19 protein-coding genes and 2 tRNA genes are annotated in these 26713 nt (G+C 36.0%); 10 read left to right on the top strand and 11 right to left on the bottom strand.

Annotated features, from left to right (window positions below; translation table 11 throughout):
* Positions 1-377: 377 nt before the first annotated feature.
* Entirely contained in the window at positions 378-854 is a 477-nt protein-coding gene (locus tag EKL95_RS01560; protein WP_126451733.1) for an RES family NAD+ phosphorylase, read from the bottom strand.
* Positions 854-1354 (bottom strand): antitoxin Xre/MbcA/ParS toxin-binding domain-containing protein, encoded by a 501-nt coding sequence (locus EKL95_RS01555; RefSeq protein WP_126563385.1) that lies wholly within the window; start codon positions 1352-1354, stop codon positions 854-856. The genes EKL95_RS01560 and EKL95_RS01555 overlap by 1 nt, the downstream gene beginning before the upstream one ends.
* A 381-nt stretch (positions 1355-1735) precedes the next feature.
* On the opposite strand from EKL95_RS01555, the gene EKL95_RS01550 reads away from it, so the two are divergent.
* The 4 genes from EKL95_RS01550 (at position 1736) to serB (ending at position 6859) form a co-directional block, all read left to right on the top strand.
* On the top strand, positions 1736-3061 hold the full coding sequence (locus EKL95_RS01550) for a trigger factor (protein WP_126562747.1): 1326 nt from the start codon (positions 1736-1738) through the stop codon (positions 3059-3061).
* A gap of 409 nt (positions 3062-3470) precedes the next feature.
* Positions 3471-4145: an ATP-dependent Clp endopeptidase proteolytic subunit ClpP gene (clpP, locus tag EKL95_RS01545; protein WP_126458632.1), complete on the top strand. Its 675-nt coding sequence runs from the start codon at positions 3471-3473 to the stop codon at positions 4143-4145.
* A gap of 86 nt (positions 4146-4231) precedes the next feature.
* Positions 4232-5464 (top strand): ATP-dependent Clp protease ATP-binding subunit ClpX, encoded by a 1233-nt coding sequence (gene clpX / locus EKL95_RS01540; RefSeq protein WP_126515929.1) that lies wholly within the window; start codon positions 4232-4234, stop codon positions 5462-5464.
* Between the two features lie 162 nt (positions 5465-5626).
* The gene (gene serB / locus EKL95_RS01535; RefSeq protein WP_126563384.1) at positions 5627-6859 is read left to right on the top strand and encodes a phosphoserine phosphatase SerB; all 1233 of its coding nucleotides are present in this window, start codon (positions 5627-5629) and stop codon (positions 6857-6859) included.
* A gap of 64 nt (positions 6860-6923) precedes the next feature.
* Here the strand turns inward: serB and EKL95_RS14860 are convergent, their stop codons facing one another.
* Both EKL95_RS14860 and EKL95_RS01530 read right to left on the bottom strand, forming a co-directional pair.
* On the bottom strand, positions 6924-7073 hold the full coding sequence (locus EKL95_RS14860) for a hypothetical protein (protein WP_158614834.1): 150 nt from the start codon (positions 7071-7073) through the stop codon (positions 6924-6926).
* Positions 7074-7083: 10 nt separating this feature from the next.
* Positions 7084-8607, bottom strand: coding sequence for a GH3 auxin-responsive promoter family protein (locus EKL95_RS01530; protein ID WP_126563383.1), 1524 nt, complete (start codon positions 8605-8607; stop codon positions 7084-7086).
* A gap of 95 nt (positions 8608-8702) precedes the next feature.
* On the opposite strand from EKL95_RS01530, the gene EKL95_RS01525 reads away from it, so the two are divergent.
* Positions 8703-9497: a DUF2797 domain-containing protein gene (locus EKL95_RS01525; RefSeq protein ID WP_126451741.1), complete on the top strand. Its 795-nt coding sequence runs from the start codon at positions 8703-8705 to the stop codon at positions 9495-9497.
* A 234-nt stretch (positions 9498-9731) separates the two neighbouring features.
* Here the strand turns inward: EKL95_RS01525 and EKL95_RS01520 are convergent, their stop codons facing one another.
* Entirely contained in the window at positions 9732-12344 is a 2613-nt protein-coding gene (locus EKL95_RS01520; protein WP_126563382.1) for an AsmA-like C-terminal region-containing protein, read from the bottom strand.
* A 186-nt stretch (positions 12345-12530) separates the two neighbouring features.
* Positions 12531-14291 (bottom strand): signal peptide peptidase SppA, encoded by a 1761-nt coding sequence (gene sppA / locus EKL95_RS01515; protein WP_126563381.1) that lies wholly within the window; start codon positions 14289-14291, stop codon positions 12531-12533.
* A 136-nt stretch (positions 14292-14427) separates the two neighbouring features.
* Between sppA and folK the strand changes: the two genes are divergently transcribed.
* Positions 14428-15564, top strand: a complete 1137-nt coding sequence (folK, locus tag EKL95_RS01510) for a 2-amino-4-hydroxy-6-hydroxymethyldihydropteridine diphosphokinase (protein ID WP_126563380.1) — start codon at positions 14428-14430, stop codon at positions 15562-15564.
* A 10-nt stretch (positions 15565-15574) separates the two neighbouring features.
* Here folK and EKL95_RS01505 read toward each other — a convergent pair whose 3' ends face one another.
* From EKL95_RS01505 to EKL95_RS01495, 3 genes are all read right to left on the bottom strand, one after another.
* Positions 15575-19294: a T9SS type B sorting domain-containing protein gene (locus tag EKL95_RS01505; RefSeq protein WP_126563379.1), complete on the bottom strand. Its 3720-nt coding sequence runs from the start codon at positions 19292-19294 to the stop codon at positions 15575-15577.
* 20 nt (positions 19295-19314) lie between these two features.
* Positions 19315-19851, bottom strand: coding sequence for an RNA methyltransferase (locus tag EKL95_RS01500; protein ID WP_126451746.1), 537 nt, complete (start codon positions 19849-19851; stop codon positions 19315-19317).
* A 68-nt stretch (positions 19852-19919) separates the two neighbouring features.
* The gene (locus EKL95_RS01495) at positions 19920-20363 is read right to left on the bottom strand and encodes a DUF1573 domain-containing protein (protein ID WP_126554861.1); all 444 of its coding nucleotides are present in this window, start codon (positions 20361-20363) and stop codon (positions 19920-19922) included.
* A 158-nt stretch (positions 20364-20521) separates the two neighbouring features.
* Here EKL95_RS01495 and mutS point away from each other — a divergent pair, with 158 nt between their 5' ends.
* From mutS to EKL95_RS01475, 4 genes are all read left to right on the top strand, one after another.
* The gene (gene mutS / locus EKL95_RS01490; protein ID WP_199736760.1) at positions 20522-23158 is read left to right on the top strand and encodes a DNA mismatch repair protein MutS; all 2637 of its coding nucleotides are present in this window, start codon (positions 20522-20524) and stop codon (positions 23156-23158) included.
* Between the two features lie 148 nt (positions 23159-23306).
* Positions 23307-23379 (top strand) — tRNA-Gly (locus EKL95_RS01485).
* Positions 23380-23393: 14 nt separating this feature from the next.
* A tRNA-Leu gene (locus tag EKL95_RS01480) sits at positions 23394-23479 on the top strand.
* A 130-nt stretch (positions 23480-23609) separates the two neighbouring features.
* Entirely contained in the window at positions 23610-23957 is a 348-nt protein-coding gene (locus EKL95_RS01475; RefSeq protein ID WP_126563378.1) for a DUF1508 domain-containing protein, read from the top strand.
* A 159-nt stretch (positions 23958-24116) separates the two neighbouring features.
* On the opposite strand, the gene EKL95_RS01470 is transcribed toward EKL95_RS01475, so the two are convergent.
* Both EKL95_RS01470 and EKL95_RS01465 read right to left on the bottom strand, forming a co-directional pair.
* On the bottom strand, positions 24117-24332 hold the full coding sequence (locus EKL95_RS01470) for a hypothetical protein (RefSeq protein ID WP_126458662.1): 216 nt from the start codon (positions 24330-24332) through the stop codon (positions 24117-24119).
* Positions 24333-24532: 200 nt separating this feature from the next.
* A complete protein-coding gene (locus EKL95_RS01465) occupies positions 24533-26701 on the bottom strand; it encodes a S46 family peptidase (RefSeq protein ID WP_126563377.1) in 2169 nt (722 codons plus the stop codon).
* Positions 26702-26713: the final 12 nt, after the last annotated feature.

Genomic DNA, 26713 nt, shown 5'->3' with positions numbered 1-26713 from the left:
ATGGGCACGGTTTGCAAAACCACGCTATCTGTTAAGGGGAAAACTGAGTTTATTTCCGAGCCATCTGGTTTTATCTGATGGAACACGTATAATTTTGAACGCTTACAGTTTAATTCTCGTCTTAGAATTACGTTCGAGAATTGATAATAATCTGCTGAATTTGATTGAGAATCTAAAGCACCATCATTTACCATCATTTACCATCAGACCAAAAGCCAGAAAAAGGAAAATAAGATATTTTAAATTCTTTGTCAATCTATTTAATTTTAATTATTGGTAAGTTGTACAACTGGTTTTGTTAGGATTTTATGGCTTGTACGACAAATTTATTGTTTTAATGAATGCTTTGCCGAGCTTTGCCTGCTGTTAACGGTAATTTATTCTTTTACACTTTTTAATCGCTGATCAAACATCATTTTTGAAGTGCTAACGACCTTAATTTTTGATGAATCTGGATGAACAGGGTTTATTAAATAATTAAATTCTTTTGGTACAATACTACTAGGGACTTTTAAAATGGCAGCTTCATTGTAATTTACGAAATCATCACCGATGGTTTGGGTTGTTAAAGATGGTGGTTTTGAATTCCAATCATTTGGTAAATCTTCCAGCTTTACTTCCTGTATAGTAATTCCATCAGGTACTTCAATTTCGACATAAAAACGATCATCGGGTAAATCCTCGCTTAAATCTAAATGAACAGAAACTTCCAATGTTGCTAAAGCTCTAGTTTCAGCAGTATAAACGATTCTAGTATTCAGACTATTCCAGCGATAACCCTCAGAAATCGACGCGCCTATTCCATTTAACGTAGTACTCAAATATTTTTCACGTTCAATTCTAAATACTATCATTACGCTAAATTTCCGAATTCTAAGCGATTCAAACTAAACTTAACCTCGTTAATGCCTGTTATTGTGTCAAGCATATTTTCAGGTGAACTTCCCCCAATAGACAAGTTAGGTTTTTTTAACCAGCGTTGAAATTTTTCTTCCTCGTTATTGAAAACTTCCAAGCCATAGTCAATTAACTCGTTAATTAGAATCACTAATTCACTATTTCTACTGTCCAAAAGTAAATGTTCGCTTTTTTTCTTATTATATGTAGTCTGTGGAATCCCAACTATTGCCAGAACTGACTTAATGGGATTATTAAGTCTTTTGCTAATTAATTCAATTGAATCATATGGAATGCCAGCTCTGATGACATTAACACGCTCAAGCTTATTGCTCCATTTATATTCCTTGCCATCAGAACTCAATAAAGATTTTCTAATATTTACAGCATTACCAGATGCTTTTAGGACACTTCTTTTAGTGTCGAAAGGCTTTGTTTTACGTGTGGCTTTCCCCATGGCGCAACTAATTTACTGTAAACATACAATATTTTTGTTGTTAAAACGAAAAAATTCCAACATAATTATCACTAATTCGTCAAAATTTCTAAGCAATTTTATATGTCGCATACCACGATCCGCGTGAAGGATGGCAGTGGAGCTCTTTTATGGGCTGCCTTTTTTTGGCAGGCGATAAAAAGCGGGAACGAACAGCCTGACCCAAAGTTGCGAGGAGGAACGAGGAAGCAATCTGCAGGGACACGCCCAAATTAGTTTCCTTTTCCAACCTGTGATTTTGTCAAATAACTGCCTAAAATTCAAAATGGTAAAATATTTGTTTGGGTTGCAAAAATTTTATAATTTTGCAGTCCAATTTTATTATGTAAATTAAAGAAGAAGATGGATATCAAAAGAGTAGCAATAGACGCTGTGACGGAAACAATTGTAATGACTGTTGTTCACATGGATTACAAAGGACAAGTTGCAAAAAGAATAAACGAAAAAATGCCTTTGGCAACGGTTAAAGGATTTAGAAAAGGAGCTGTGCCTAAAGATCTTGTTGAAAAACAATACGGTAAAGCAATCAAACAGGAAGAGGTTCAGAAAGTGGTAGATTTAGCTTTGGAGCGTTTCGTACAATCAGAAAGATTAAACCTTCTTGGAACGCCACTTGCTAAAGTAAACGAAGACTTTGACTGGAGTGCTGAAGAATTGGTTTTTGAATATGAAATAGGATTGGTTCCTAATTTCGAATTGGATCTTGAAGCTAAAAATGACATCGTTAAATATGTGGTTTCAGCGGATGATAAAATGATCGAAGGCCAGTTGGAAAGAATCCAAAAACAATTTGGAACTGCAATTCCCCAAGAAGTTGTTGCTGCAGATTCAGATGTAACGGGAACTTTTACAAACGAAGAAAAAGGAATTAATAACGCAACCACTATTGCTGCTGATCTTTTTAAAGACAAAGCGACTTTTGATTTATTCATCGGTAAAAAAGCAGGAGATGTTGTGACTGTAAATACTAAAGGTTTATTTGAAGACGACCACCAATTGATGGACGTGATGAAAGTAAGTCATGATGACGTTCACGGATTAGAGGTTGAAGTGAACTTCACAATCGAAGCGATCAACACGGCTGAATTAGCAGAATTGAACCAAGAATTGTTCGACAAATTGTTTGGTGCTGGAACTGTTTCTTCACTTGAAGAATTGAAAGCGAAAATCAAAGAAGATGCCGAAACTCAATTTGCACAACAAGCGGATCAAAAATTATTAGGGGATGTTACGGAGTTTTTAATCGAAAGCACCAAATTTGATTTACCTTCTGAATTCCTTAAAAAATGGTTGCAAACTGTAGGGGAGAAAAAATTATCTCCTGAGGAAGCTGAAGTTGAATATGCACGTTCTGAAAAAGGATTGCGTTTTCAATTGATCGAAGGTAGAGCTATGGCTCAATCTGACATCAAAATCACTTTTGAAGACTTGAAAACATTCACTACAAAAAACATCCGTCAGCAAATGGCACAATTCGGACAAACAAATCCTACTGACGAAGAAGTTCAAGGAATTGTAGCAAGAGTTTTGTCAAACCAAGACGAAGTGAAAAGACTTTCGGACCAAGTTGTTGCTGATAAATTATTGGAATTATTCAAAGAAAAAGCAAATCCTACCACTAAAGAAGTAACGTATGACGAATTTATTGCAGCGTCTTACGGAGAATAAATTTTAGTCGTAAAGTCAAATGTCATAAAGTCAAAAGTTGAAAAGACGGAAACAATTTCGTTAGTTGTTTCAAATTTTAAGATTCTATTACAAATGCAAAACAATAAAAAATAAGTATATTTGAGCGTCAGAAAAAAATATTTTTTGACGCTCTTTTGTTTCAATTAGTTGCGGGAGCCAATCCAGCTGTACGTTACAAGTTTTTTCTTCCGTTTTAGTTTTTTAAATTCCTGCAAGAGCTTCTTTCAGTCGCTTTGCAAGAATAAAAAAACTTAAAAACGGAATTCAAAAAGCTTTTTACTCCCATCTGGGCTACAAATAAGACATATTGACATCATTTGTAAATAGGTATGACCTTTGCATTAAAAGAAATAGACAAGATATAACGTAAAACTTAGAACAAAAAAATATGAACTACGGTAAAGAATTTAAAAAATTTGCTACAAAGGACCACGGCGTAAACTCTATGTATTACGATAAAATTGTAGGCGCAATGACTCCTAAAAACATGACTCCCTATATCATTGAAGAACGTCAGTTGAATATTTCACAATTAGACGTTTTCTCCAGATTGATGATGGACAGAATTATATTCCTTGGAACAGGAATAGACGACCAAATTGCAAACATCGTTCAAGCACAATTGTTATTCCTTGAAAGTGCCGATGCTTCTAAAGATATTCAAATTTATTTGAACTCTCCAGGAGGAAGCGTTTACGCAGGATTAGGAATTTATGACACGATGCAATACATTAAACCAGATGTAGCAACCATATGTACCGGAATGGCAGCTTCCATGGGAGCAGTGCTTTTATGCGCCGGTGCAGCAGGAAAACGTTCGGCATTGCCACATTCAAGAGTAATGATTCACCAACCATCAGGTGGAGCGCAAGGAGTAGCAACGGATATGGAAATCAACTTACGTGAAATGTTGAAACTTAAAGATGAGTTGTATAAAATTATCTCTCACCACTCCGGACAAACTTTCGATAAGGTTCATACGGATAGCGAACGTGATTATTGGATGATCGCCGAAGAAGCAAAAGCATACGGAATGATTGATGAAGTTTTAGTAAGAGGATAAATTATTAGTCGAAAGTCAAAAGTTGGAAAGTCAAAAGCATTGCTCAGACTTTACGACTTTTGACTTTATGACATTAGACTATAAAAATGGCAAAAGTAGTATTAGAGTGTTCGTTTTGTGGAAGAAAGAAGCCAGAAACCCAATTATTGATTGCTGGGATCAATGCACATATCTGTGATAAATGTATTGAACAAGCGCACGGGATTGTTCTTGAAGAAATAAAATCTAGTGGAAGTTCAAAGCTGGTTGGAGATTTGATTTTAAAGAAACCAAAAGAAATCAGAGCGTTTTTGGATCAATATGTGATTGGACAAGATCAAACTAAAAAGGTGATGTCGGTTGCGGTTTACAATCACTACAAACGTTTGATGCAACAGCAACTGGACGATGAGGTTGAGATTGAAAAAAGTAACATCATCATGGTGGGACAAACTGGAACAGGAAAAACATTGGTGGCTAAAACCATTGCAAAAATGTTGGATGTGCCTTTAGCGATTGTTGATGCGACAGTTCTTACTGAAGCAGGTTATGTTGGGGAAGATGTCGAAAGTATCTTGACACGTCTTTTGCAAGCTGCTGATTATGATGTTGCCAAAGCAGAACGCGGCATTGTATTCATTGACGAAATAGATAAAATTGCACGTAAAAGTGACAATCCTTCTATTACGCGTGACGTTTCCGGTGAAGGGGTGCAACAAGCATTATTGAAATTATTGGAAGGAACGGTTGTAAATGTACCACCAAAAGGAGGACGTAAGCACCCGGACCAAAAATTTGTGGAGGTAAATACACAAAACATTTTGTTTATTGCCGGTGGTGCTTTTGATGGAATCGAAAGAATAATTTCGAAACGATTGAACCGTCAAGCGGTGGGTTATTCTACTTCAAAAAATGTGGACAATATTGACAAAGACAATTTGTTGCAATACATTATTCCAAAGGATATCAAAGATTTTGGTTTGATTCCAGAGATTATTGGTCGTTTGCCAGTTTTGACACACATGGATCCTTTAGATAGAGAAACCTTGCGTGCAATTTTGACACAACCTAAAAATGCGTTAATCAAACAATACGAGAAGTTGTTTTTGATGGATGATGTTGAATTCACGATTACCAATGAAGCACTGGATTTTATTGTTGATAAAGCATTAGAATATAAATTAGGCGCTCGTGGATTGCGTTCGTTATGTGAAGCTATCTTGACCGATGCGATGTATGAATTGCCTAGTTCTGATGATAAAGTATTAGAAATTGACGTAACTTATGCTAAAGAAACGTTGAATAAAAATTTATTGAAGCGTTTGGAGATTGCATCGTAAAAAATGCATTTTTCTTAAAAATATAAACCTGTTCATTCATTTGAACAGGTTTTTTTATGGGGAAATTACACTATTTGTTATTGTTCAAAAAAAGGAACATTATTATTTTTTATCAACGTCAGATTGTCGATTTTTGTACATTCTAAATCAATTATATATAAGATGCAAAAAGACGAGATAGAGGTAATTTTATTAAAAGTTTCTGGACAAGATAAACCGGGAGTCACTGCTGGTTTAACATCCATCTTGGCTACTTATGATGCTATTATTTTAGATATTGGACAAGCGGATATTCATGATACGCTTTCTTTAGGTATTTTATTTGAAATAAAAGCGGGTTCTTCGTCTGGTCCAGTTTTAAAAGACTTGTTATTTAAAGCATACGAATTGGGTGTCAAAGTCAAGTTTATTCCTATATCTATTGCAGATTACGAAATTTGGGTCAAAGCGCAGCGCAAACAACGCTACACCATCAATGTTTTAGGAGAAACCTTAACGGCTGTACAATTGGCGGCAGTAACCAAAATACTATCCAACCAAAATTTGAATATTGATGCAATTAAAAGATTAACCGGCAGGGTATCTATTATTGATAAAGAAGAATTCCCTCGTTCGTGCATACAATTGTCGGTTACAGGAACGATTGTCGACAAAACGTTTATGACCGCCAGTTTTATGGAAATTTCCAGAACGTTAGATGTGGATATTTCTTTTCAAGAAGATAATATGTACCGAAGAAACCGCCGTTTGGTGTGTTTTGATATGGATTCGACGCTGATTCAAACCGAAGTAATTGATGAACTGGCAGAGTTAGCGGGTGTGGGAGAGCAAGTTAGAGCAATCACAGAAGCAGCCATGAATGGTGAAATCGATTTTAGCGAAAGCTTCAAGCAACGCATGGCCTTGCTTGAAGGCTTGAGTGAAGAGGTACTGCAAACAGTTGCTGAGAATCTGCCTATTACTAAAGGAGCACATCGCTTGATGAAGGCCTTGAAATATTACGGTTATAAAACCGCTATATTGTCCGGAGGTTTTACGTTTTTTGGGAAGTACCTGCAAAAAGAATTAGGGATTGATTATGTTCATGCGAATGAATTGGAAATTAAAGACGGAAAATTGACAGGTAACTATTTAGGTGAAATTGTGGATGGTAAAAAGAAAGCGGAATACCTTCAGGCGATTGCTGATAAGGAAGGCATTCATATCAACCAAACTATTGCAGTTGGTGATGGTGCCAATGACTTGCCGATGTTGAATTTGGCAGGTTTAGGAATTGCTTTTCATGCCAAACCAACGGTAAAAGAAAAAGCAGAAAGTTCTATTTCCAGCTTAGGACTCGACGGTGTTTTATACCTATTAGGTTACCACGACAGACATATTGATATGATGGATTAGGAGTAAAATACTTTAATAATTATAAAAATAGGCTGTCCAAAAAATGATTTTTGGATAGCTTTTTTTATACTTTAATGCTAAATATTTTTTCAGGTTTTTCCAGTGTTTGTTTTTCGGAAGATTTACAAATTCCTCTGGCGCCACAACGCATTCTATGTGGTCCGCAGGAACTCAAGAAAATTCCTGTCAACAGGATATAAAGAATTTTTTTCATCTCATCATTTTTATACGCTTTGAAACTGCATACTTTTCAACTGCTCTAAATAATCCCTTTGGTTTGATAATCTCGGAATTTTATGTTGCCCGCCTAGTTTGTCACGATCTTTTAGCCAGTCGTAAAACAAATTTTTTCGCGCTACATTGATTACTAACGGATTTAATGTCATGTTGTTGTAACGCTTCGCTTCATAATCGGAGTTTAAAGATTGTATGGATTCGTCTAATGCTTTCTGGAATTGTGATACATCAGCTGGAGGGTTTTTAAATTCAATCATCCATTCGTGAGCACCTTTTTCTTTGCCTTCCATAAATATAGGCGCAACGGTGTAATCAACCACTTCCGTTTGGGTTAGTTTGCACGCTTTGGCAATAGCCTGATCGGTATTTTCAACCATCAATTCTTCACCAAAAACATTAATGTGATGCTTGGTTCTTCCCGTTACCCGAATTCGGTATGGATTCAATGAGGTGAAACGAACAGTATCACCAATCAAATAGCGCCACAAACCAGAATTGGTGGTAATGACCAAAGCATAATTTTTGAACAATTCCACATCTGCCAATCGAATCGTTTTTTGATCCGGAGTCCCAAAAGTATCCATTGGGATGAATTCATAGAAAATTCCGTAATCCAACATCAATAATAAATCACTGGAATTATTTAAATCCTGAATGGCAAAAAAACCTTCGGAAGCATTGTATATTTCGTAATATTTAAACTCTTTTTTTGGGAATATTTTTTGGTACTGTTCCCGGTATGGTTCAAAATTTACACCACCGTGAAAGTAAACTTCCAAATTTGGCCAAATTTCAAATAGATTTCCCTTTCCGGTTTCTTCGAGCATTTTATTCATTAAAACCAGCATCCAGGAAGGAACTCCGGCAAAACTGGTTACATTTTCGTTTTTTGTTTCGTTTATAATCGCAGCAATTTTGGTTTCCCATTCGCTCATCAAGGAAATTTTGTTGCTCGGGGTACTGCTATATTCAGCCCAAATAGGCATGTTTTCGATTAATATCGCAGATAAATCTCCAAAGAACGTATTGTTGTCTTCATAGATTTGAGAGCTTCCGCCAAGACGCAGGCTTTTTCCAAGAAACAGTTCTGAATCTTCATTATTATTCAAATACAAGCACAACAAATCCTTAGTGCCTTTATAATGACATCCTTCCAGGGCTTCGTTGCTTACGGGTATGAATTTGCTTTTGGCATTTGTGGTTCCACTGGATTTGGCAAACCATTTTATCGGTGTTTCCCAAAAAACATTCTGCTCACATTTACGGGTTCTTTCAATCAATGGTTGTAATTCTTCGTAAGTAGAGATCGGAATTCTATCGGCAAAAGTGGCATAGGAATGAATCGAAGCATAATCATATTGTTTGCCTAAAACAGTATTTTTAGATGACTGAATTAAATTCATGAGCAATTCTTCCTGAACCTCGTTTGGATATTTCAAGAAAAGTTCGATCTGATGGATTCTTTGTTTGAGAACCCAAGAGGCAAACGAATTGATTATGGTTAGTGGCATTTTTAAATTATGAATTATGAATTATGAGTTATAACTTTACCAAAAATAACAAAATTTGTTTAACTAGATGTGTTAAACGGGAAACTTTAATCACAATGACATACGAAGGTGTACTTACAAAAATGCAAACTGAATTTGGAAATCCAATTCAATATTACTTGGTTTTTGAGAATAGTTTTTTAAACGTGAATCAGTTGTTGAATAAAGAACTGGAAATCAATTTTGTGGGATATCAATGTTTGAATTGTGGCAAGAAGAAAAAAATATTCCGTCAGGGATTTTGTTATGATTGTTTCTATTCCAGTGCAGCTGTTGGCGATTGGATTATGAAACCGGAGTTGAGCACCGCCCATCTTGGAATTCAGGATCGGGATTTAGCGTATGAAGAAAAAGTACAATTGCAACCGCATATTGTGTATCTGGCTTTGTCCAGCGAAGTCAAAGTAGGTGTTACCCGCAAGTCGCAAGTGCCAACCCGATGGATTGATCAGGGCGCAACCCAAGCCATTTCTATTGTAGAAGTCCCTAATAGATACTTAGCAGGAATTACCGAGGTAGCATTGAAAAATTATTATGCCGATAAAACCAATTGGAGAAAAATGCTGACTAACAATGTGGAGCAAATTGACTTAATCGCAGAACGATTGAAGGTTGAGAATCTTATTCCAACCGAAGTTCAGGAATATTTTTATTCGCAAAAAAACGATTTGTATGAGATGCACTTCCCCGTTTTGCAGTATCCAAATAAGGTAAACAGTTTGAGCTTAGATAAAACACCACAGTTTCAGGGGAAGCTTACCGGAATAAAAGGGCAATATTTACTTTTTGAAGACGGAACCGTTTTTAATGTCCGTGGTTCCGAAGGGTATATGGTTACAATTGCGGTTTAAGTAATATAATTTTGGGCGTATCCTTTTTTAAAATAAAAATTTTAAAAAAAGGTCAGGCTGTCCGCTGTATCTTTTACTCCGCTGCGCTTCATAAAAGGATGCCGCTACCATCCTTTACGCACGTACAGCTACACGAAAACACCATGCAGACAAATCACAAACCCAATATTGCTAGCCAAGAAAAAAGGAATTTCATCACCTAAAATCCTCTTTATTATATTTTGTAAAGTTACTTTAGTTTACTTTTGTCGTATCTACTGCTTTACTTTTCTTATTAAAAAATCCGTTTAATAATGCTGCAGCCTTAGATTTTACTTCTTCCTTAGTTACCGGAATTTTAGGAGTGGCCGTTTTTGTCGTGTCTCCTGGCTTTTTGTTTTTATTGATGTAATCCGTCAAAGCGGACGTTCCTTGTTTTACCAGTCTGTCTTTTTGTTGGTTTATGAGTTGAGTGGTCAATTTAGCTACCGCACTGTTGATGTCCGTTGTGATTTTTGGATTTGTAAAATTACCCGCCAAAACAGCATTTATCGGAAAGCTTTCTAATTTTGCCGCATCTGCAGCAGATAATTTTGCTATTAAAGCATTGGCCTCTGAACCTAAATATTTAGCGGGAACATCAAATTTTAAATTATAATTCATGCTTTGGTCAAAACCGTGCGTTCCTCCAATGGTTGCCTTGATGTCTTTGTACTTGATATCAAAAGGTTTTACATTTACTTTTCCATCTTTGAACGTAACTGCCGCTTTCAAATCATTTAAATTGATTTTACTGACGTCAATGAATTTCAAGTTAGCACCTAAAGCGGTCAGCAAAGTCGAATTAGTTGAGTTTACAGTCGTGGAAAGCAGTTGTCCTAGTAAATCTCCAGTAAGGGTTTTCAAGTCAGGAGTCAGTGCTGTTGCATCAAGATTCCCGTTCAATTTGATGCTTGAATTTAATTTCCCGTTGATGATTCCGGAAATTGGAGCAATTTTTTTCAACAGATCCAGTTGGTTGAAGGATTGCGCAATATCGACTTGATTTAATTTTAAATCCATATTAAAAACCGGTGTTTTTCCTTTTGTGGAAACAGCTCCATTCACCGCAATAGTTCCCCCAAAAATAGATGTTTTTATATTTTCTAAAGTCACTTTTTCATCTTTCACAATCAGTTTTCCCGAAACATCTTTCAGAGTCAGATTATCATATAGCACCGTAGTCGCTTTTGCGGTAAGCGTACAATTTAAGAAAGCAGGAATCTTCATGGCATCTGCTTTTTTAGTTGCCGTTTTAGTCGTTTCACCAGTTGTCATAAAATCGTCAATGGCCAATTGTTTAGAATTCATATAAAAGTTTCCTTTCAATTCTTGATTTCTAAATATAAATCCGTAAAAATTTTCTAATACCCCCGTTACACTAATGTCGCTTTTTCCGGTAGTCGCATTCAGTTCTTTCAAATTGACTTGACTAGGATTAAATTGGATCAAGGCATTGCTGATGTTCATGGTTTTGCCGTTTTCATCCGCATAATTAAAACCCGATACACTCATGGTTCCCGCATTTTTAATGTTTTCATATTGACTTTTCTCTACTGATTGCATATCAAATTTTGTAGTCACATCAGCCTTTAAAATCCCGGATAATGGCTTATCGAGTTTTATAGGATACGCTTTAGAAAGATTGGACAAATTGATAGTTCCTTTTAACATGGCATCAACTAGTGCGTTTTGAGTAATGTTTTTGATGTTGGCTTTGGCATTAAAAACATCTTGATCTATCTTGAAAGAAAGTTGGTCAATATTGACATACGTGTCATTTAAAATTCCGGTTTCATTGGTGATTTTTGTGTCAATAATGATGTTTTGAACCGTTTTTGGTAAGTCAGGGTATTTAAAGGAAGCATTATGGGAAGCGATTTCTATATTAAATTTTGGCACTGTTGTGTCAGAATACAAACCTTTTGCAAAACCTGCCACCGTAAAATCACCGGTTGTTTTTACGTTGTCTAAGCGTGAGGCATAGGCTGCAGGAATTATTCCCAAGAAATTTTTGAAGGAGGAAGTAGGCGTTTTAAATTTCAAATCATACTGTTGACCGGTTTCCACCATTTGAATAAATCCATCAAATTCCAGCGGCAATTGGTTGATTAACGCTTTATTTTCTTTGAAGGTGTATTTACTTTTTTCTAAATCGATTCCCAAAACGGCGTCCAGAGTCAAGGCAACATTTTTCATGTAATTGACTTTGTCCATATCCAGCGATATTTTTGCAGTAGATTTGGTTACCAAATCTAATTTTTGGGCTGCAAAATCTCCAGTTCCTTCGTGGTTCAAACTGTCGACAACCATTTTTATTTTTGAACTTTCGTCAAAATAACGAAACTTGAAATTTTCGATTTTATACTCTTGGATTTTTAAGGATAACGGACTGCTTGTTCCATCGGCTGCCGTTTTTTTCTCTTTCAATGCAATGTCATAATTCCCAAGTCCGTCTTTATTGAAAATGATATTTATTAACCCGTTTTTCGAAGTGATTCCGTCAATAACTATCGCTTCATTTTTGCCTTTAAAAAGTTCCTTAATAGACATTTTTAAATTCAATTCGCCCAGTGATAGCAATGTGTCGCCTTCAAAAGGAGCTTTGTTTATGATGACTAGTTTTTCCAGTGTTACATTTGCATTAGGAAAATTTTTGAATAAGCTTAAGTCCGCTTCCGCAAATGTGACTTTGGCATCTACTTTTTCATTGATGACTTGAGAAATTTTGGCTTTTATTTGGTCTTTAAACAGAAAAGGAGCTGCAAATAAAGTCAAGACGAGCAGGATAACGAGTATTCCGATGATTTTTAAAACTTTCTTTAGCATGATTTGAATGTCTTTAGATTTATATCTTTGGCAAAAATGGTGCCTTGTATTCCTTTACAAAAATAGTATTTTTAGGACAGTGTAACTTTTATGGTGTTTTTATAAACAATACTTTAACTATATTGTATGAAAAAATCCGTTTAAGCAAATGCAAAAACGGATTTAATAGCAGCTTTATCTTTTTCTTTAATGCATGTTAATTTCAAACGGCATTAAGGCTTGAACGCCTTTTTGCATTTGTATTTTTTTAATTTCCTGCATAATACGATAATTTTCTTCCCCTATTTCTTCTTTTATAAAATCTGCTTTCGATTTTGCAAAAGGAAGATTTGCTAAAAGATCATCAAAGTTTTTCTCGTATTCTGGATAATTTTGAGTGCTGTAATTTTTTGTTTTCCCCAAGGAAGCCGCTTTCGCAATAGCATCGTCTAATCCTCCAATTTTATCTACGAGTCCAATTTTCAAGGCTTCTGAACCTGTCCAAACTCTACCTTGCGCAATAGCATCTACTTGTGCAAATGTCATCTTGCGTCCTTCAGCCACATGGGTTACAAAAGTTTTGTAAATGTGTTCCACACCTTCCAGCGTAACTGCTTTGAAGTTTTCATCAATGGGAACAAAAGGACTGTAATTGGCGGAATTTTCATGTGTTTTAACCTGTTCCGTATATATTCCTATTTTAGTGGCTAATGGCGTAAAGTTTGGCAATATTCCAAAAACACCAATGGAACCAGTGATTGTGTTTGCTTCAGCAAATATAGTGTTGGCATTACACGCAATATAATACCCGCCTGAAGCCGCATAATTACCCATAGAAACGACTACGGGTTTTACTTTTTTAGTCAGTTCAATCTCTCTCCAGATCAAATCTGAGGTCAAAGCACTTCCGCCCGGACTGTCAATGCGAAGTACAATTGCCTTTACATTTTTGTTTTTTCGAGCTTCTTGTAACGAGCGACGCATTGAACCTTCACCAATCACATTGACATCTCCTTCTCCGCCCATAATTTCTCCTTGGGCATAAATAATGGCAATTTCATCCGTGCTGTCAGAACTTTGGGAAGTGGTAGCGATTTTCTGTGCATAATCAATTACAGATACTTTGTTGTATTCCTTATCTGTAGTTACATTAAGCACTTTTCGTATGGCATTATGGTACACATCTTCATAAGCAATGATATCTACTAATTTTTGGTTTTTTGCCATTTCCGGAGTTCTTGCAAGAAGTCCGTTGGCAATTTCATTTAATTTAGCCACAGAGATGTTTCTGCTTTTAGCAATGTCAGTGGTGATGGAGTTCCAAACAGAATTCAGTAAAGCTGTCGTTTGTTCTCTATTGGCATCACTCATTTTATTTTCTAAAAACGGCTCCACAGCACTTTTGTATTTTCCATGGCGGATTACTTCCATTTTTAGACCTGATTTTTCCTGAAAGTCTTTAAAAAACATAAGTTCAGCAGAAAGTCCTTTGAAATCCAGATCTCCCACAGGATTTATATAAATGGGACTGGCCACAGAATTTAAGTAATATTCTTTTTGCGAATAGGAGTTGGCGTAAGCCATGACGAATTTTCCTGATTTTTTAAAGTGTTCCAAAGCATCTCTCAAGGCCTTACTCTGAGCCATTCCTAGCGATGAAACATTGTTCAATATAGAAATTCCTTTGATATCATCATCCGTTTCAGCTGCTTCAACGGCATTGATAATATCAGATAAACCTACTTTTTTGTTTTCTGAAAAAATAGTCATCCACGGATCTTTGTATTTTCCGGCATAATCATTCTGTATGTCTTCTAAATTCAGTTCAATAACAGTATTATCTTTTATCGTAACGCCTTCAGATTCACCGCCAAAAATGGCTCCAACAAGGATTATTCCAAAAAAGAATAACATGAAGAAAACAAAAATACCTATAATAGTCGCTAATACATTTCCTAAAAATTTCATAATTATATTTTTTTTATAAGTCGTACAAAACATTGAAATGTTACAAGCCGTGGGGGAAAATCCCAAGTTTGATTAGCAACACCGCATACAAATATATTGCTAATTCTAAAATTCTTTAGTTAATTTGCATCTAATTATGAAATCACAGCATCAGGTCATTTTATCGATAGGAAGTAATCAGGGGAATCGATTGGAAAATATCGAACATTGTTTACAAGTAATACATCAGGAAATAGGGACGGTAATCAAAGTTTCTAAATTATATGAAACTCCTGCTTGGGGTTTTGAAAGTGATGCTTTTTATAATTGTGCATTGGTTTTGCATACTTTTAATTCGGCTCATAAAGTGCTAACACAGATTTTAAAAGTGGAAAAACGATTGGGACGTTTGCGAACAAAGTCGCAGGGGTATCAATCACGAACAATTGATGTAGATATGATTGCTTTCGACTCGGAAGTTATTACTACTGAAAAACTCCAAATTCCACATCCCTTAATGCAGAACAGGAATTTTGTTTTGTTACCCGTGCAGGACTTAAATTTAGATTGGAAGCATCCCATTCTTCAAAAAAATATTTCGGAATTATTGGCTTTGTCTCCAGATGAAAGTGTTTGTACAGTCGTTCAGAATTTAGTGAATCCTTTGCAGAATGTTCCGTTGGAGCAATTTAATTATGTTGCTTTTGAAGGGAATATCGGAGCAGGAAAAACAACTTTGGCTACTAAAATTTCTGAGGATTTTAATGCAAAAACAGTATTGGAACGTTTTGCAGATAATCCTTTCTTACCTAAATTTTACAAAGATCAAAACCGGTATGCGTTTCCACTTGAAATGTCATTTCTTGCAGATAGATACCAGCAATTATCAGATGATTTAGCACAATTTGATTTGTTTAAAGACTTTCTGGTTGCCGATTATCATATCTTTAAATCGTTGATTTTTGCCAAAATAACATTGGCCGAGGACGAATACCGCCTGTATCGCAATCTTTTTGATATCATTTACAGAGAAATGCCAAAACCGGACTTGTATATTTATTTGTATCAAAATTCAGAAAGGCTTTTGCAAAATATAAAAAAGCGTGGCAGAAGCTATGAACAAAAAATTCCAGCTGAATATTTGGATAAAATCAATAGCGGTTATCTGGATTATATTAAATCTCAAACTGATTTGAATGTGTTGATCATAGATGTTTCGGACCGGGATTTTGTAAAAAATCAAGCAGATTATTTGTATATTTTAGAAGAAATCCAAAAGAAAATTAAAGTTTAAAATTTGAAAATTATCTTTTTAGCGAAAAGTGACCTTTTTTTTCTCTGCCATCTTCCAGTTTTAAGGTGAACCAATAATCATCTGCAGGTAAAGGGATTCCGTTAAAGGTGCCATCCCAACCCAGATTTACTGAAGGAATCCATTGTTTTATAAGTTTTCCGTATCTGTCATAAATGTAGATAATGGATTTTGAATTAAAAGTTTCATTCACTCCTTTTATATTCCAATAATCATTATAGCTATCACCGTTTGGTGTAAAAAAATTCGGCACACCTACAATTACAATTTCTTGAAAAACAGGACCGCATCCATTCTTGTCATTAATATAAACAATATGAACTCCAGCTGGAACATTGGTAAAGAAGTTGGAGTCTTGCCAAAATCCATTGGGTTCATCAATGCTGTATTCATAACTTCCTTTGCCTGTTACTTCTATGGTTACTGTATTTATATCGGTTAAATCTACAATATCAATACTTTTGATATGTGCCAAATCAGAAGCGGTAACTTTTATGGCTCGAATTCTACTGCAACCTGAACTATTTGTTACTTGGACAGCATAATTTCCTTCGGCGTTTACTGAAAGAATTGGGGCTATTTCACCAATCAAGATAGTTTCGTCTTTTGACCAAATGTAGGTGTAATTGCTTGTGGGAGACCCATCCTGAATCCCAGCATCCAGAGTTACAAAAAAACTGGGAAGATTAGAACAAACCAATTCATTTTCACTACCATTGGCATTCAAGTTAATTTTCGGTATTGGATTAACAACAAATTTTAATATCGTCGATGCAGTGCAAGTTGTATTTAATGGATTTTCAACAATTGTAGTAATATTTTGAGTAGCGGTTATAAAAGGATTAGGCAATGGACTTGGTAAAAGGACATTATTTTGGTCATAATATTTGATAATCATTCCTGTTTGTCCGCCTAAAATGGTGGATTCGAATGTTGAGGAGTCAAAGGCAAACTTCCCATCTTGATTTATTGGGTTCGCTTCGTCATCGCAAGCTGTTATCAAAGATGGAGAAATAGAAAATGCTTTTGGAGAAACATCTACGACAAAATTTATTATAGTTTTCTCAAAACATTGTTGCGGCGTGTTATTAGTTATCACAGCTTTAATGGATTGCGAAGTGGAAAGAAAATTTACCGGAAATGGACTCATGATCAAATCACCGTTGGCATCTTTCAAAGGATTATTGGTTTGATCGAAATAAGTAACCGTTACGTTGTTTTGGCCTTTTAATAAATCAGATTCAAGTGAGGAAGTGTTGAATAAAAATATTCCATCGTTGTTATCATCACATTGTCTTGGAATTGCAACAGAATTAGCAATAGGTAAAGCCTCGACTTTTAGAGTAATATAAGGCCCTAAACCAACGCAAGCGTTATCTAGACTACTTTCAACCCGGACCCAAATATCTTGAGAATCGCGATAACCAATATTTCTGTAATTTGAAATATCCGCAATCACATTGAGTTCGGCTAAGGCATCAGCTTGGTTTCTAAAATAGTTTATAGTGTAAACTTGATTTATGGGGAGTTGAGTTTGTATAGTGGCTTTTGTCCAAGAGAAATCAAAAGTTGCAATTCCGTCTCTATTATTGTTAATAACGTCTAAAAAATCATCACAAACAGGAGGAACTGTGATTTTATAGGAAGAAAGAAGATTGGTAGCTGGGACTTTTAATGTTAATTTGGCAACTCTATAACAACCGCTAATTTTATTGGCAACTCTCGCCCAAACATTCATTGTCGATGCTGTTGTGTTTTCGAAAGCCAAATCATTTGAAATTAAATCGGTTGAAAAACCACTACTAGCTCCTGATTGTGAAGTATAATAAGTGAAAAGTTCATTGGTATAATTTGCGGAAATTAGTTTGTTATTTACTGTCAAATTAAAAAGAGTCTTTCCGTCAGAAATCAAGTCAGTATCGCATTGAATAATTGTAACATCGTTGACAATTGGCAAAGGATTAACAACAAAATTCAAAGTTGTAGTTGCGGTGCAGTTTGTGTTTGCTGTATTTGTTACTGTTACTAAAATATTTTGAGTTGCAGTTACAAATGGATTTGGGAGTGGACTTGATAATGGATATCCATTTTTATCAAAATAGTTAACCATCATTCCGGTTTGTCCTTTTAGAATGAAAGCTTCAAATGTAGCAGTGTCAAAAGCAAATTTACCATCTTGATTTAATGGATTTGGTTCGTCATCACAAGTTGTGGTTAAGGATGCAGGAACGGCAAAAGCTTCGGGTAAATCGTCTGCGATAAATTTAATAGTTGTTTCGTTAGAACAGTGTAAAGAATAATTGTTTGTCAAAACAGCTTTTATGGTTTGTGATGTTGTTGTGAAACTAGCAGGAAAGGGACTAGTTACCAAATTTCCGTTTGAATCTTTTAGCGGATTATTATTTTGGTCAAAATAAGTGACGGTTATGTTTGTTTGATTTCCTAATAAAGTTGTCTCAAGAACAGCAGTATTAAAAGTGATTATTCCATCTTGATTGTCATCACATTGTCTAGGAATTATTACCGGATTTGCAATCGGCAATGGATTTACAGTTACTATAATTGGAGTTCTCGGAGTACAGCCGTTATCAATATAATAGGTTGTGGTGGTATAAAGTGGAGGAGTTGTAAAACTATTACCAGTCTCAAGAGAATCTCCATTTGTTGCAGCATCATACCAGTTTATTGTTCCAGTTGTAGAACTTGCTTGAAGTGTACATGTCGCTGAAGCACAAATAGGGCTTGGTGTTGTCGTTGTAATTTTTGCGATTGTAATTGTAGTACTTGTTGAGATATGAAGTACAGGATCTTCGGGCATACCGCCGTATTCAACTATGTAACCATTAGGGTAGTAGTTCCCTGGTGGATCTCCTTGTTCCGGAAGATCGTTCCAAGTCCCTGGGTTTCCTACTGCCGAAGAAGTTATGTGAGCGTAATCTTCATTATTTCTGGAGTCATTTGGTTCGTTAGGTGAGTTCCAATTGGCATAATAAAAAGGAGCTGTTGTTGTTCCGTTATTTTTTCCCATCCAGAAAGTAGTTCCTGCTTCTGGTCCAGTAACCCATTTCCATGTTCCTTCAGTTTCGGCATCACTTCCGCCAATCCATCCTGTTCCTGGTGCTTGAGCTCCGGCTAATTGTGCTTCATCAGCGACTGTTAAAGTGGCTAAATAACCTTGTAGGCCATAATATCTTTTGACTGCGGCTTCATTTCGGGCTCTTGTCCAATTAATGCCAGAAGAAGCAACATATTCATAATAATGACCATTGCTGGGCAAGTAACTAAGTTGTCCTGTTCCTAAGCTGATTGAAAAAGTCCTATTTCCTGATGGAGAAGTATTGTTATTGTAGAATTTAATATCTTTGATTGCAGCTTCAAAATCAGCATAAGGAATTTTGCCTCCAGTTGTGCTTGACAATTTCAGCATTCCTTCTGATACAATCCAATTGTATGAAACAGATGGGTGAGAACCTGTTAGCGTTAATAAATCTCCAGCAGTATACCCAGAAGAAATTTGAATTGTAACAGCATCAGTAGTTGGTTCATCGGGGTCAAAACTAATATTTATTGTTTTTACAATATTTAATGAGGTTCCTGGACAATAAATTTGATTTCCTGTTGCTTTAATTACAGGGGGATCAATTGCATAAGCTGTCTTTGTTATGAAAAGTGAAAGTGCTAGAATTATTTTAAAAAAAACAGTTGTTTTCATTCTATAAAAGTACTAATTTTCTATTTTGGCCAATTCATTTTTTGAAATAAATCCCAAACCACAATGCCGGCACTTACGGAAATATTCAAAGAATGTTTGGTGCCTAGTTGTGGGATTTCGATGGAGCCATCGCATAATGCAACCGCTTCCTGTGAAACTCCGTAGACTTCGTTCCCAAAAACCAAAGCATATTTCACTCCTTTTTTAACTTTAAAATTTTGAAGAAAAACGGCACTTTGTACTTGTTCTATAGCTAGCGTGATAACGCCTTCTGTTTTTAATTTTTCGATAACTTCAAGAACATTATCCTGATGTTGCCAAGTTACTGTTTCAGTAGCACCAAGGGCTGTTTTATGGATTTCCTTGTGTGGCGGTGTGGCGGTGATGCCACATAAAAATATTTTCTCGACTAAAAAGGCATCGGCAGTTCTAAAAACAGAGCCAATATTATGCAGGCTTCGAATGTCATCTAATACCAAAATAAGGGGTGTTTTTTCAGATTGTTTAAAACCCTCAACGGATTTTCGATCCAGTTCACTATTTTCGAGTTTTCTCATGTGTGTAAAGTATTCAAAAAAAAAGCTTCCGAAATGAATGGAAGCTTTTTTATGTATTCGTTAAAATTTTAGCTTTTTGCAGGTTGTGCTGCTAAAACGTTTCCTTTTATCGTCAATGTTTTATTAGGAACAGTAGCATTTGTTGTCAACGTAACGGTTTTTGTAAATGCCTGACCTGCTCTTGAAGTATCATATTTTACTCCAATAACTCCTTTTGCACCCGGGGCGATTGGCTCTTTTGGATACGTTGGCACGGTGCAACCACAAGAACCTTGAGCATTAGTTATGATTAAGGGTTTGTTACCGTTGTTAGTGAATACAAATTCACGGCGGCCCTCAGCGTTGTGTGCTATAGTACCATAATCAATGGTTTCAGTTACAAAAACCATTCCTGCTCCATTTACTTTGGCAAGTGTGGCGCTAGTCGCTTTTATCTTTTTTGATGTTTCTTGTGCATTAGAAGTCGTTACTCCTAAAACCACTAGTAAAGCGAAGGTAATTATTTTTTTCATGTGTGTTTCAATTTAATAGAGTCACAAATCTAAAAAAAATAAATAAATTAGGCCTTAAATATTTCTTAAAAAAAAGGTTAATTTTTTAAGGAGGTTATTTATTTGCTTTAAAATCTATAAATTCGCTGATATTTTTTCATTTTTAAACACAAATACAATTGGCATCTAAAGATAAAGAAGTTAAAGAAACTCCGTTAATGAAACAGTACAACGAGATCAAAAGGAAGTATCCGGATGCGTGCTTGTTGTTTCGTGTTGGGGATTTTTATGAGACATTTGGGGAGGATGCTGTTCGTGCCTCTAAAATATTAGGAATTGTATTGACCAAGCGTGGAGCGGGCTCTGAAACCGAGACGGCTCTTGCCGGTTTTCCGCACCATTCCTTGAATACCTATTTGCCAAAATTAGTAAAAGCAGGACTTCGTGTAGCAATTTGTGATCAGCTCGAAGATCCAAAACTGACTAAAACCATCGTGAAACGCGGCGTGACTGAACTTGTAACTCCCGGTGTTTCCATGAATGATGAGGTTTTACAGTCTAAAACGAATAATTTTTTAGCAGCTGTTTTTTTTGCCAATAAATCCATAGGGATTTCATTTCTGGATGTGTCTACCGGTGAATTTTTGACGGCACAAGGCAATGCGGAATATATTGACAAACTCTTACAGAATTTTAATCCCAGTGAGGTTCTGATTCCAAAAAATAATAAAAATGATTTTCGGGAGATTTTCGGAGACGACTATCATAGTTTTTATCTGGAGGATTGGATTTACAAAGAAGACTATGCATTCGAGACCTTAACCAAGCATTTTCAAACGGTTTCTTTGAAGGGATTTGGAATCGAAGACCTGAAAGAAGGAATTATTGCTTCAGGAGCGATTTTATATTATTTATCCGAGACGCAGCACAATCGGGTGCAGCATATCACCTCGATTCAACGCATTGCCGAAGATGCTTATGTCTGGATGGATCGTTTTACGATTCGCAATCTGGAATTATACCATAGTTATAACCCAAACGCTGTGACGCTTCTCGATGTTATTGATAAAACGCTTTCACCAATGGGGGGACGTTTGTTGAAACGTTGGTTGGCATTGCCACTGAAAGACAGTGCTAAAATAAAAAGCAGGCATGAAGTAGTTTCGTATTTAAAAGACAATCAGGACGTCCTGAAAAACATCCAAAATCAAATCAAGCAAATTTCTGATTTGGAACGTTTGATTTCGAAAATTGCCGCCGGAAAAGTCTCGCCTCGCGAGGTTGTGTATCTAAAAGAATCATTAGATGCGATTATTCCAATAAAAACCTTGGCGCTGGAAAGCCCGCAGGAAGCTGTAAAAGTAATTGGTGATAGTTTGCACAACTGTGAATTGTTGCGTGAAAAGATAAAAACGATTCTCAATCAAGATGCTCCTGTGGCTATTGCCAAAGGGAATGCGATTGCCAAAGGGGTCAATGCAGAGTTGGATGAGTTGCGTGCAATATCAACTTCCGGAAAGGAATTTTTGGACGGAATTGAAAAACGCGAATCACAGTTGACAGGAATTTCCTCGTTGAAAATATCTTTTAACAACGTTTTTGGTTATTATATTGAAGTACGAAACCTGCATAAGGATAAAGTTCCTGCGGAATGGATTAGAAAACAGACCTTAGTTAATGCGGAACGCTACATTACCGAGGAATTAAAAGAATACGAAACTAAAATACTCGGCGCCGAAGAGAAAATCCATAAGATAGAAGTAGAATTATTTGAACAATTGGTGAGTTGGATTGCCACGTATATAAAACCCGTTCAAATGAATGCTAATTTAGTAGCGCAACTGGATTGTTTATGTTCTTTTACGCAATTGGCTATCGAAAATAAATATGTTTGTCCGGAACTGGACGAAACATTCGAACTGGAAATCAAAAACGGAAGGCATCCTGTTATCGAAAAACAATTACCACTTGGCATGCCTTATATTGCTAATGATGTTTTCTTGGATAGAGAAACGCAGCAACTGATTATGATTACGGGTCCAAATATGTCTGGAAAGTCAGCCATTTTACGTCAAACCGCTTTGGTTGTACTCTTATGTCAAATGGGGAGTTTTGTCCCTGCAGACAGCGTGAGAATGGGAATTGTCGATAAGATATTCACTAGAGTAGGAGCAAGTGATAATATTTCGATGGGAGAATCTACTTTTATGGTCGAAATGAATGAAACAGCTTCCATTTTGAATAACATTTCGGATAGGAGTTTAGTCCTTTTGGACGAAATTGGGAGAGGAACGAGTACGTATGACGGTATTTCAATCGCATGGGCAATTGCGGAGTTCTTACACGAACATCCTTCAAAACCCAAAACATTATTTGCAACGCATTATCACGAGTTGAATGAAATGAGTGAATCACTGCCAAGAATTCAGAATTATAATGTTGCTGTCAAAGAATTGAAAGATACCGTGCTTTTTATTCGAAAATTGGTAAAAGGAGGAAGTGCCCATAGTTTTGGAATACATGTGGCAAAAATGGCCGGAATGCCTCAAATCGTTATTTTGAAAGCACAGAAGCTTTTAAAAAAATTAGAAAAGAATCATTCCAGCGATGCACTGAACGGAATTAAAGCTGCAAAAGATGGCTCGAGCCTGAAAGGCGAACAGGCGGAGCAAATGCAAATGAGTTTCTTTAATCTGGATGATCCTTTATTGGAAGAAATTAAAGAAGAGATCCTAAATCTCGATATCAATACCATTACGCCTATGGAAGCGCTGATGAAACTCAATGAAATTAAAAGAATGCTGACTAGAAAATGATTTTATTTGTTTTAAAGTTTAGGTTATCAGAACGTTAACTTTAATCTGTGAATTTTTCATAAAAAAGGCTTGTGTAATTCAATAAATGTCTTAAATTTGCATCCGCAATACAGAACAAGTATCGCGGTTCTTTCTAAGAATTGAAAATGCGAAAATAGCTCAGTTGGTAGAGCGCGACCTTGCCAAGGTCGAGGTCGCGGGTTCGAGCCCCGTTTTTCGCTCGACACCACATAATGCTCGGATGGTGAAATTGGTAGACACGCTGGACTTAAAATCCAGTGAACAGCAATGTTCGTGCGGGTTCAAGTCCCGCTCTGAGTACTAAACCGCTTCAACTGAAGCGGTTTTTTTTTGTTTTATGGTTTTTAATAAAACTAAATCTGTTGGAGCCAATATCAACTCCTTGCTTTTTCGTGATTCATAATTTGAATTTTTGTTATTTTAATAAACTATGGGGGCTTTCGTAATAAGTAAACGATATAATGACGAATATAAATTTGTTTTTACTTCCAGAAAGGGGAAAATAGTTTTTACAAGTTTGAGTTATGAACTGAAATTTGAGTGTGAAGAAGATATTGAAAAATTTAAAGCAGCAATTGAAACTGCTGACTTTTTAAAATTTAAGTCTTCCGGTGGGAAGTTTTACTTTAAATTGATAGTAAGTGGTAATCATTTTGCCACGAGCAGAAAATATACCACTTCGCTGCGTTTGCAAAAAGGGATTGACGAAATTGTACGCTATGGATCACTATCCGAAACATTAGACTTTTCAGCAAATGATTTTGTTTTTATCGATTGAATCTTTAAATAAAGACATAAAAAAAGAGAATCTCGGCTAGTTGCTGAGACTCTCTTTTTTGCTTTTGAAAATCTGTTTCTCGAAAGAGGAGGTTTTGCAAATTAAAAAAGCCATCTCGCATAGCGGATGGCTTTAAAATTTTTAGAATTTGAGTTCTAATTATTTTTTTGCAGCTTCAGTAGCAGCAGCTTCAGTAGCAGTTGCAGCAGAATCAACAACAACAGCAGCAGAGTCAACAACAACAGCAGCAGAATCAACTACCATAGCAGCAGAATCAACAACAGCAGCAGCGTCTTCAGCAGGAGCGTCAGCTTTTTTACATGATACAACAGTCAAAACAGCAACAGCAGCTAAACTTAAAAATACTTTTTTCATCTTAATTTAATATAAAAGGTTAATTATTAATTCGTGGCAAAGATATAAATTTTTTAATATGTAAAATATTTTTTTATTTTTTTTTTAAAAAATATTATTTTTTATGCACGCTAGGATAAAAAGCAAATAGTGTGCCAGTCAAAGTAAATATTTAAGAAACGTTTAATATTGGTGCTATACTCTCGTTTTTTTTGCTGTTTTTATTTTAAGTTTTTCTTTTTCAAGGAGTTGGTTTTCTTGGGGTGAACTAATTTTAATTCGGTGATTAAATTTTTTGCACCTGCGTATTTATCGATAATGAACAAAACATAGCGGATGTCCACCATGATATTTCTGCAGATACTGGGGTCGTAATAGAGGTCGCTCATTGTTCCTTCCCAGACCCGGTCAAAATTAAGTCCTACTAAGTTTCCGGAAGCATCAATCGCAGGGCTTCCTGAATTGCCCCCGGTAGTATGATTGGTGCCAATAAAGCAAACTGGCATTTTACCATTTTCGCTGTACGGGCCATAATCTTTTGTGTTGTAGAGGTTCACTAGTTTTTCAGGAACATCAAATTCATAATCTCCCGGGATGTATTTTTCCATAACACCATCTAAATAGGTTATTGGAGTGTATACAGTAGCATCTTTAGGCTCATATCCTTTTACTTTTCCATAGGTTATTCTCAAAGTACTGTTGGCATCTGGAAAAATCCTGCTATCCGTGTTTAATTCTAACAGCGCTTTCATGTAAGTACGTTGCAGTGCTGTAATCTTCACGTTGATTTCGTCATATTTTGGAGCTACTTCTTTAGCGTATTTATCGGCTATTTCTTTAACTAACAGGAATCCGGGGTCGTTATTTAAATTTGTTAAAACAGTTCCGGCGTCACCTGACAGCAATTCTATTAGGCCGGCATAATTTTGAAGTTTGGATTTAGTATATATTTCCGAGGCCAAATTCCCTGCATTAACGTTGACCAAACTTTGCGGTAAAAATTGTTTTGGAGATTTTGTCGCATACAATTCGATCAATTGTTCAAAAACTTTTTGATCTACAGTTGAATTGAAGTTTTTATAAAAATTAGCCAATCCGGGTATTAAATTATTTTTTCGGTCTGTAAAAGATTGTTCTCCTTTGGCTTTATACACTTGTTCTAATAGGTATAACTTGTATCCAGTACTGAGCAATTCCGTATTGCGCAGAACTACTTCCGTAAAATAGTCTCTTGCTAGCGCATAAGGAGCTATTTCTGTGTAGTTTTTGTCAAAATCAGCCAATACTGTTCCATATTCTTTTTCTTTGCCTGCTTTTGTTATTTTTTGTTGAAACGTTTTCTCAGATTCTCTTTTTACAGTAACTGCATTTGATTTTTTTAATCCTTGTGTCTCGCCAATCCATTTTTTCCAATAATTAGCAGTACTTGCATATTTTGAGGCGTACTGAATTTTGATGGCGTTGTCTTTTCGCATAAAACTATCAGCTATTTTCAGGGCTTTGTCTCTGACTTCGATTTTTGCAGGATTCAGTTCGGTTATAATTTGCTCAATTGCAACAGCGGGTAAATATTCGTTTGTTTTGCCCGGGTATCCAAAAACCAATGTAAAATCATCCTCAGCTACGCCATCCAGTGAAATAGGCAAGAAGTGTTTGGGGGTGTAAGGCACGTTGTCTTTTGAATATGCAGCCGGACGATTGTTTTTATCGGCATAAATTCTAAACAAAGAAAAATCACCAGTGTGACGTGGCCAAACCCAGTTGTCAGTATCAGAACCAAATTTTCCGATGGCAGTAGGTGGAGCGCCAACCAAGCGCACATCCGTAAAGGTTTCCGTGACAAAAAGCATGTATTGATTGCCTTCGTAAAACGTACGAATTTTATTTTCCTGCCAATTTTCCTTTGGCAACAAATTAGACAATGCCGTAATGTTCTCTTGAATTTTCTTTTGTTTTTCGGCTTCACTACTAAGGGAAGCAGTACCTTCCAGAATCGATGTGGTTACATCCTCAATTTTTACCATAAAAGTAACTGTCAAACCTTCATTTGGTAATTCATCTTCCATTTTGTATGCCCAAAAACCATCTGTCAGATAATCATGGTCAACGGTAGAATGCGATTGAATTTGAGAAAATCCACAATGATGATTGGTCAGGATTAGTCCTTTTGGAGAAATAACTTCAGCGGTACAGCCACCGTTAAAATGAGGTACAGCATCCTTGATGCTGGATTGATTCACATCATAAATGTCTTTGACGGACATTTTCATGCCAAGATTTTTCATTTCAGTTTCATTCATTCCTTTTAGCAACGAAGGAATCCACATGCCGCCTTGCTGGGCTTGCATCTGAATGACAAATAGGACTAAGAATAATTTTAAAAATTTCATAGTATTAAATTT

Source organism: Flavobacterium sp. LB2P53 (assembly GCF_003970305.1).
Lineage (GTDB): Bacteria > Bacteroidota > Bacteroidia > Flavobacteriales > Flavobacteriaceae > Flavobacterium.
The sequence above is the reverse complement of the archived record's forward strand: the minus strand, read 5'-3'. Positions and strand labels throughout refer to the sequence as shown.

Bases quoted from the DNA above. Each gene is read 5' to 3' on its own strand.
- EKL95_RS14860 (WP_158614834.1), bottom strand. From the start codon at position 7,073: ATGAAAAAAATTCTTTATATCCTGTTGACAGGAATTTTCTTGAGTTCC.
- sppA (WP_126563381.1), bottom strand. From the start codon at position 14,291: ATGAAATTTTTAGGAAATGTATTAGCGACTATTATAGGTATTTTTGTT.
- EKL95_RS01550 (WP_126562747.1), top strand. From the start codon at position 1,736: ATGGATATCAAAAGAGTAGCAATAGACGCTGTGACGGAAACAATTGTA.
- EKL95_RS01555 (WP_126563385.1), bottom strand. From the start codon at position 1,354: ATGGGGAAAGCCACACGTAAAACAAAGCCTTTCGACACTAAAAGAAGT.
- EKL95_RS01560 (WP_126451733.1), bottom strand. From the start codon at position 854: ATGATAGTATTTAGAATTGAACGTGAAAAATATTTGAGTACTACGTTA.
- EKL95_RS01495 (WP_126554861.1), bottom strand. From the start codon at position 20,363: ATGAAAAAAATAATTACCTTCGCTTTACTAGTGGTTTTAGGAGTAACG.
- EKL95_RS01525 (WP_126451741.1), top strand. From the start codon at position 8,703: ATGACATACGAAGGTGTACTTACAAAAATGCAAACTGAATTTGGAAAT.
- EKL95_RS01500 (WP_126451746.1), bottom strand. From the start codon at position 19,851: ATGAGAAAACTCGAAAATAGTGAACTGGATCGAAAATCCGTTGAGGGT.
- EKL95_RS01475 (WP_126563378.1), top strand. From the start codon at position 23,610: ATGGGGGCTTTCGTAATAAGTAAACGATATAATGACGAATATAAATTT.
- clpX (WP_126515929.1), top strand. From the start codon at position 4,232: ATGGCAAAAGTAGTATTAGAGTGTTCGTTTTGTGGAAGAAAGAAGCCA.
- serB (WP_126563384.1), top strand. From the start codon at position 5,627: ATGCAAAAAGACGAGATAGAGGTAATTTTATTAAAAGTTTCTGGACAA.
- EKL95_RS01530 (WP_126563383.1), bottom strand. From the start codon at position 8,607: ATGCCACTAACCATAATCAATTCGTTTGCCTCTTGGGTTCTCAAACAA.
- EKL95_RS01465 (WP_126563377.1), bottom strand. From the start codon at position 26,701: ATGAAATTTTTAAAATTATTCTTAGTCCTATTTGTCATTCAGATGCAA.
- EKL95_RS01470 (WP_126458662.1), bottom strand. From the start codon at position 24,332: ATGAAAAAAGTATTTTTAAGTTTAGCTGCTGTTGCTGTTTTGACTGTT.
- EKL95_RS01520 (WP_126563382.1), bottom strand. From the start codon at position 12,344: ATGCTAAAGAAAGTTTTAAAAATCATCGGAATACTCGTTATCCTGCTC.
- clpP (WP_126458632.1), top strand. From the start codon at position 3,471: ATGAACTACGGTAAAGAATTTAAAAAATTTGCTACAAAGGACCACGGC.
- EKL95_RS01505 (WP_126563379.1), bottom strand. From the start codon at position 19,294: ATGAAAACAACTGTTTTTTTTAAAATAATTCTAGCACTTTCACTTTTC.
- folK (WP_126563380.1), top strand. From the start codon at position 14,428: ATGAAATCACAGCATCAGGTCATTTTATCGATAGGAAGTAATCAGGGG.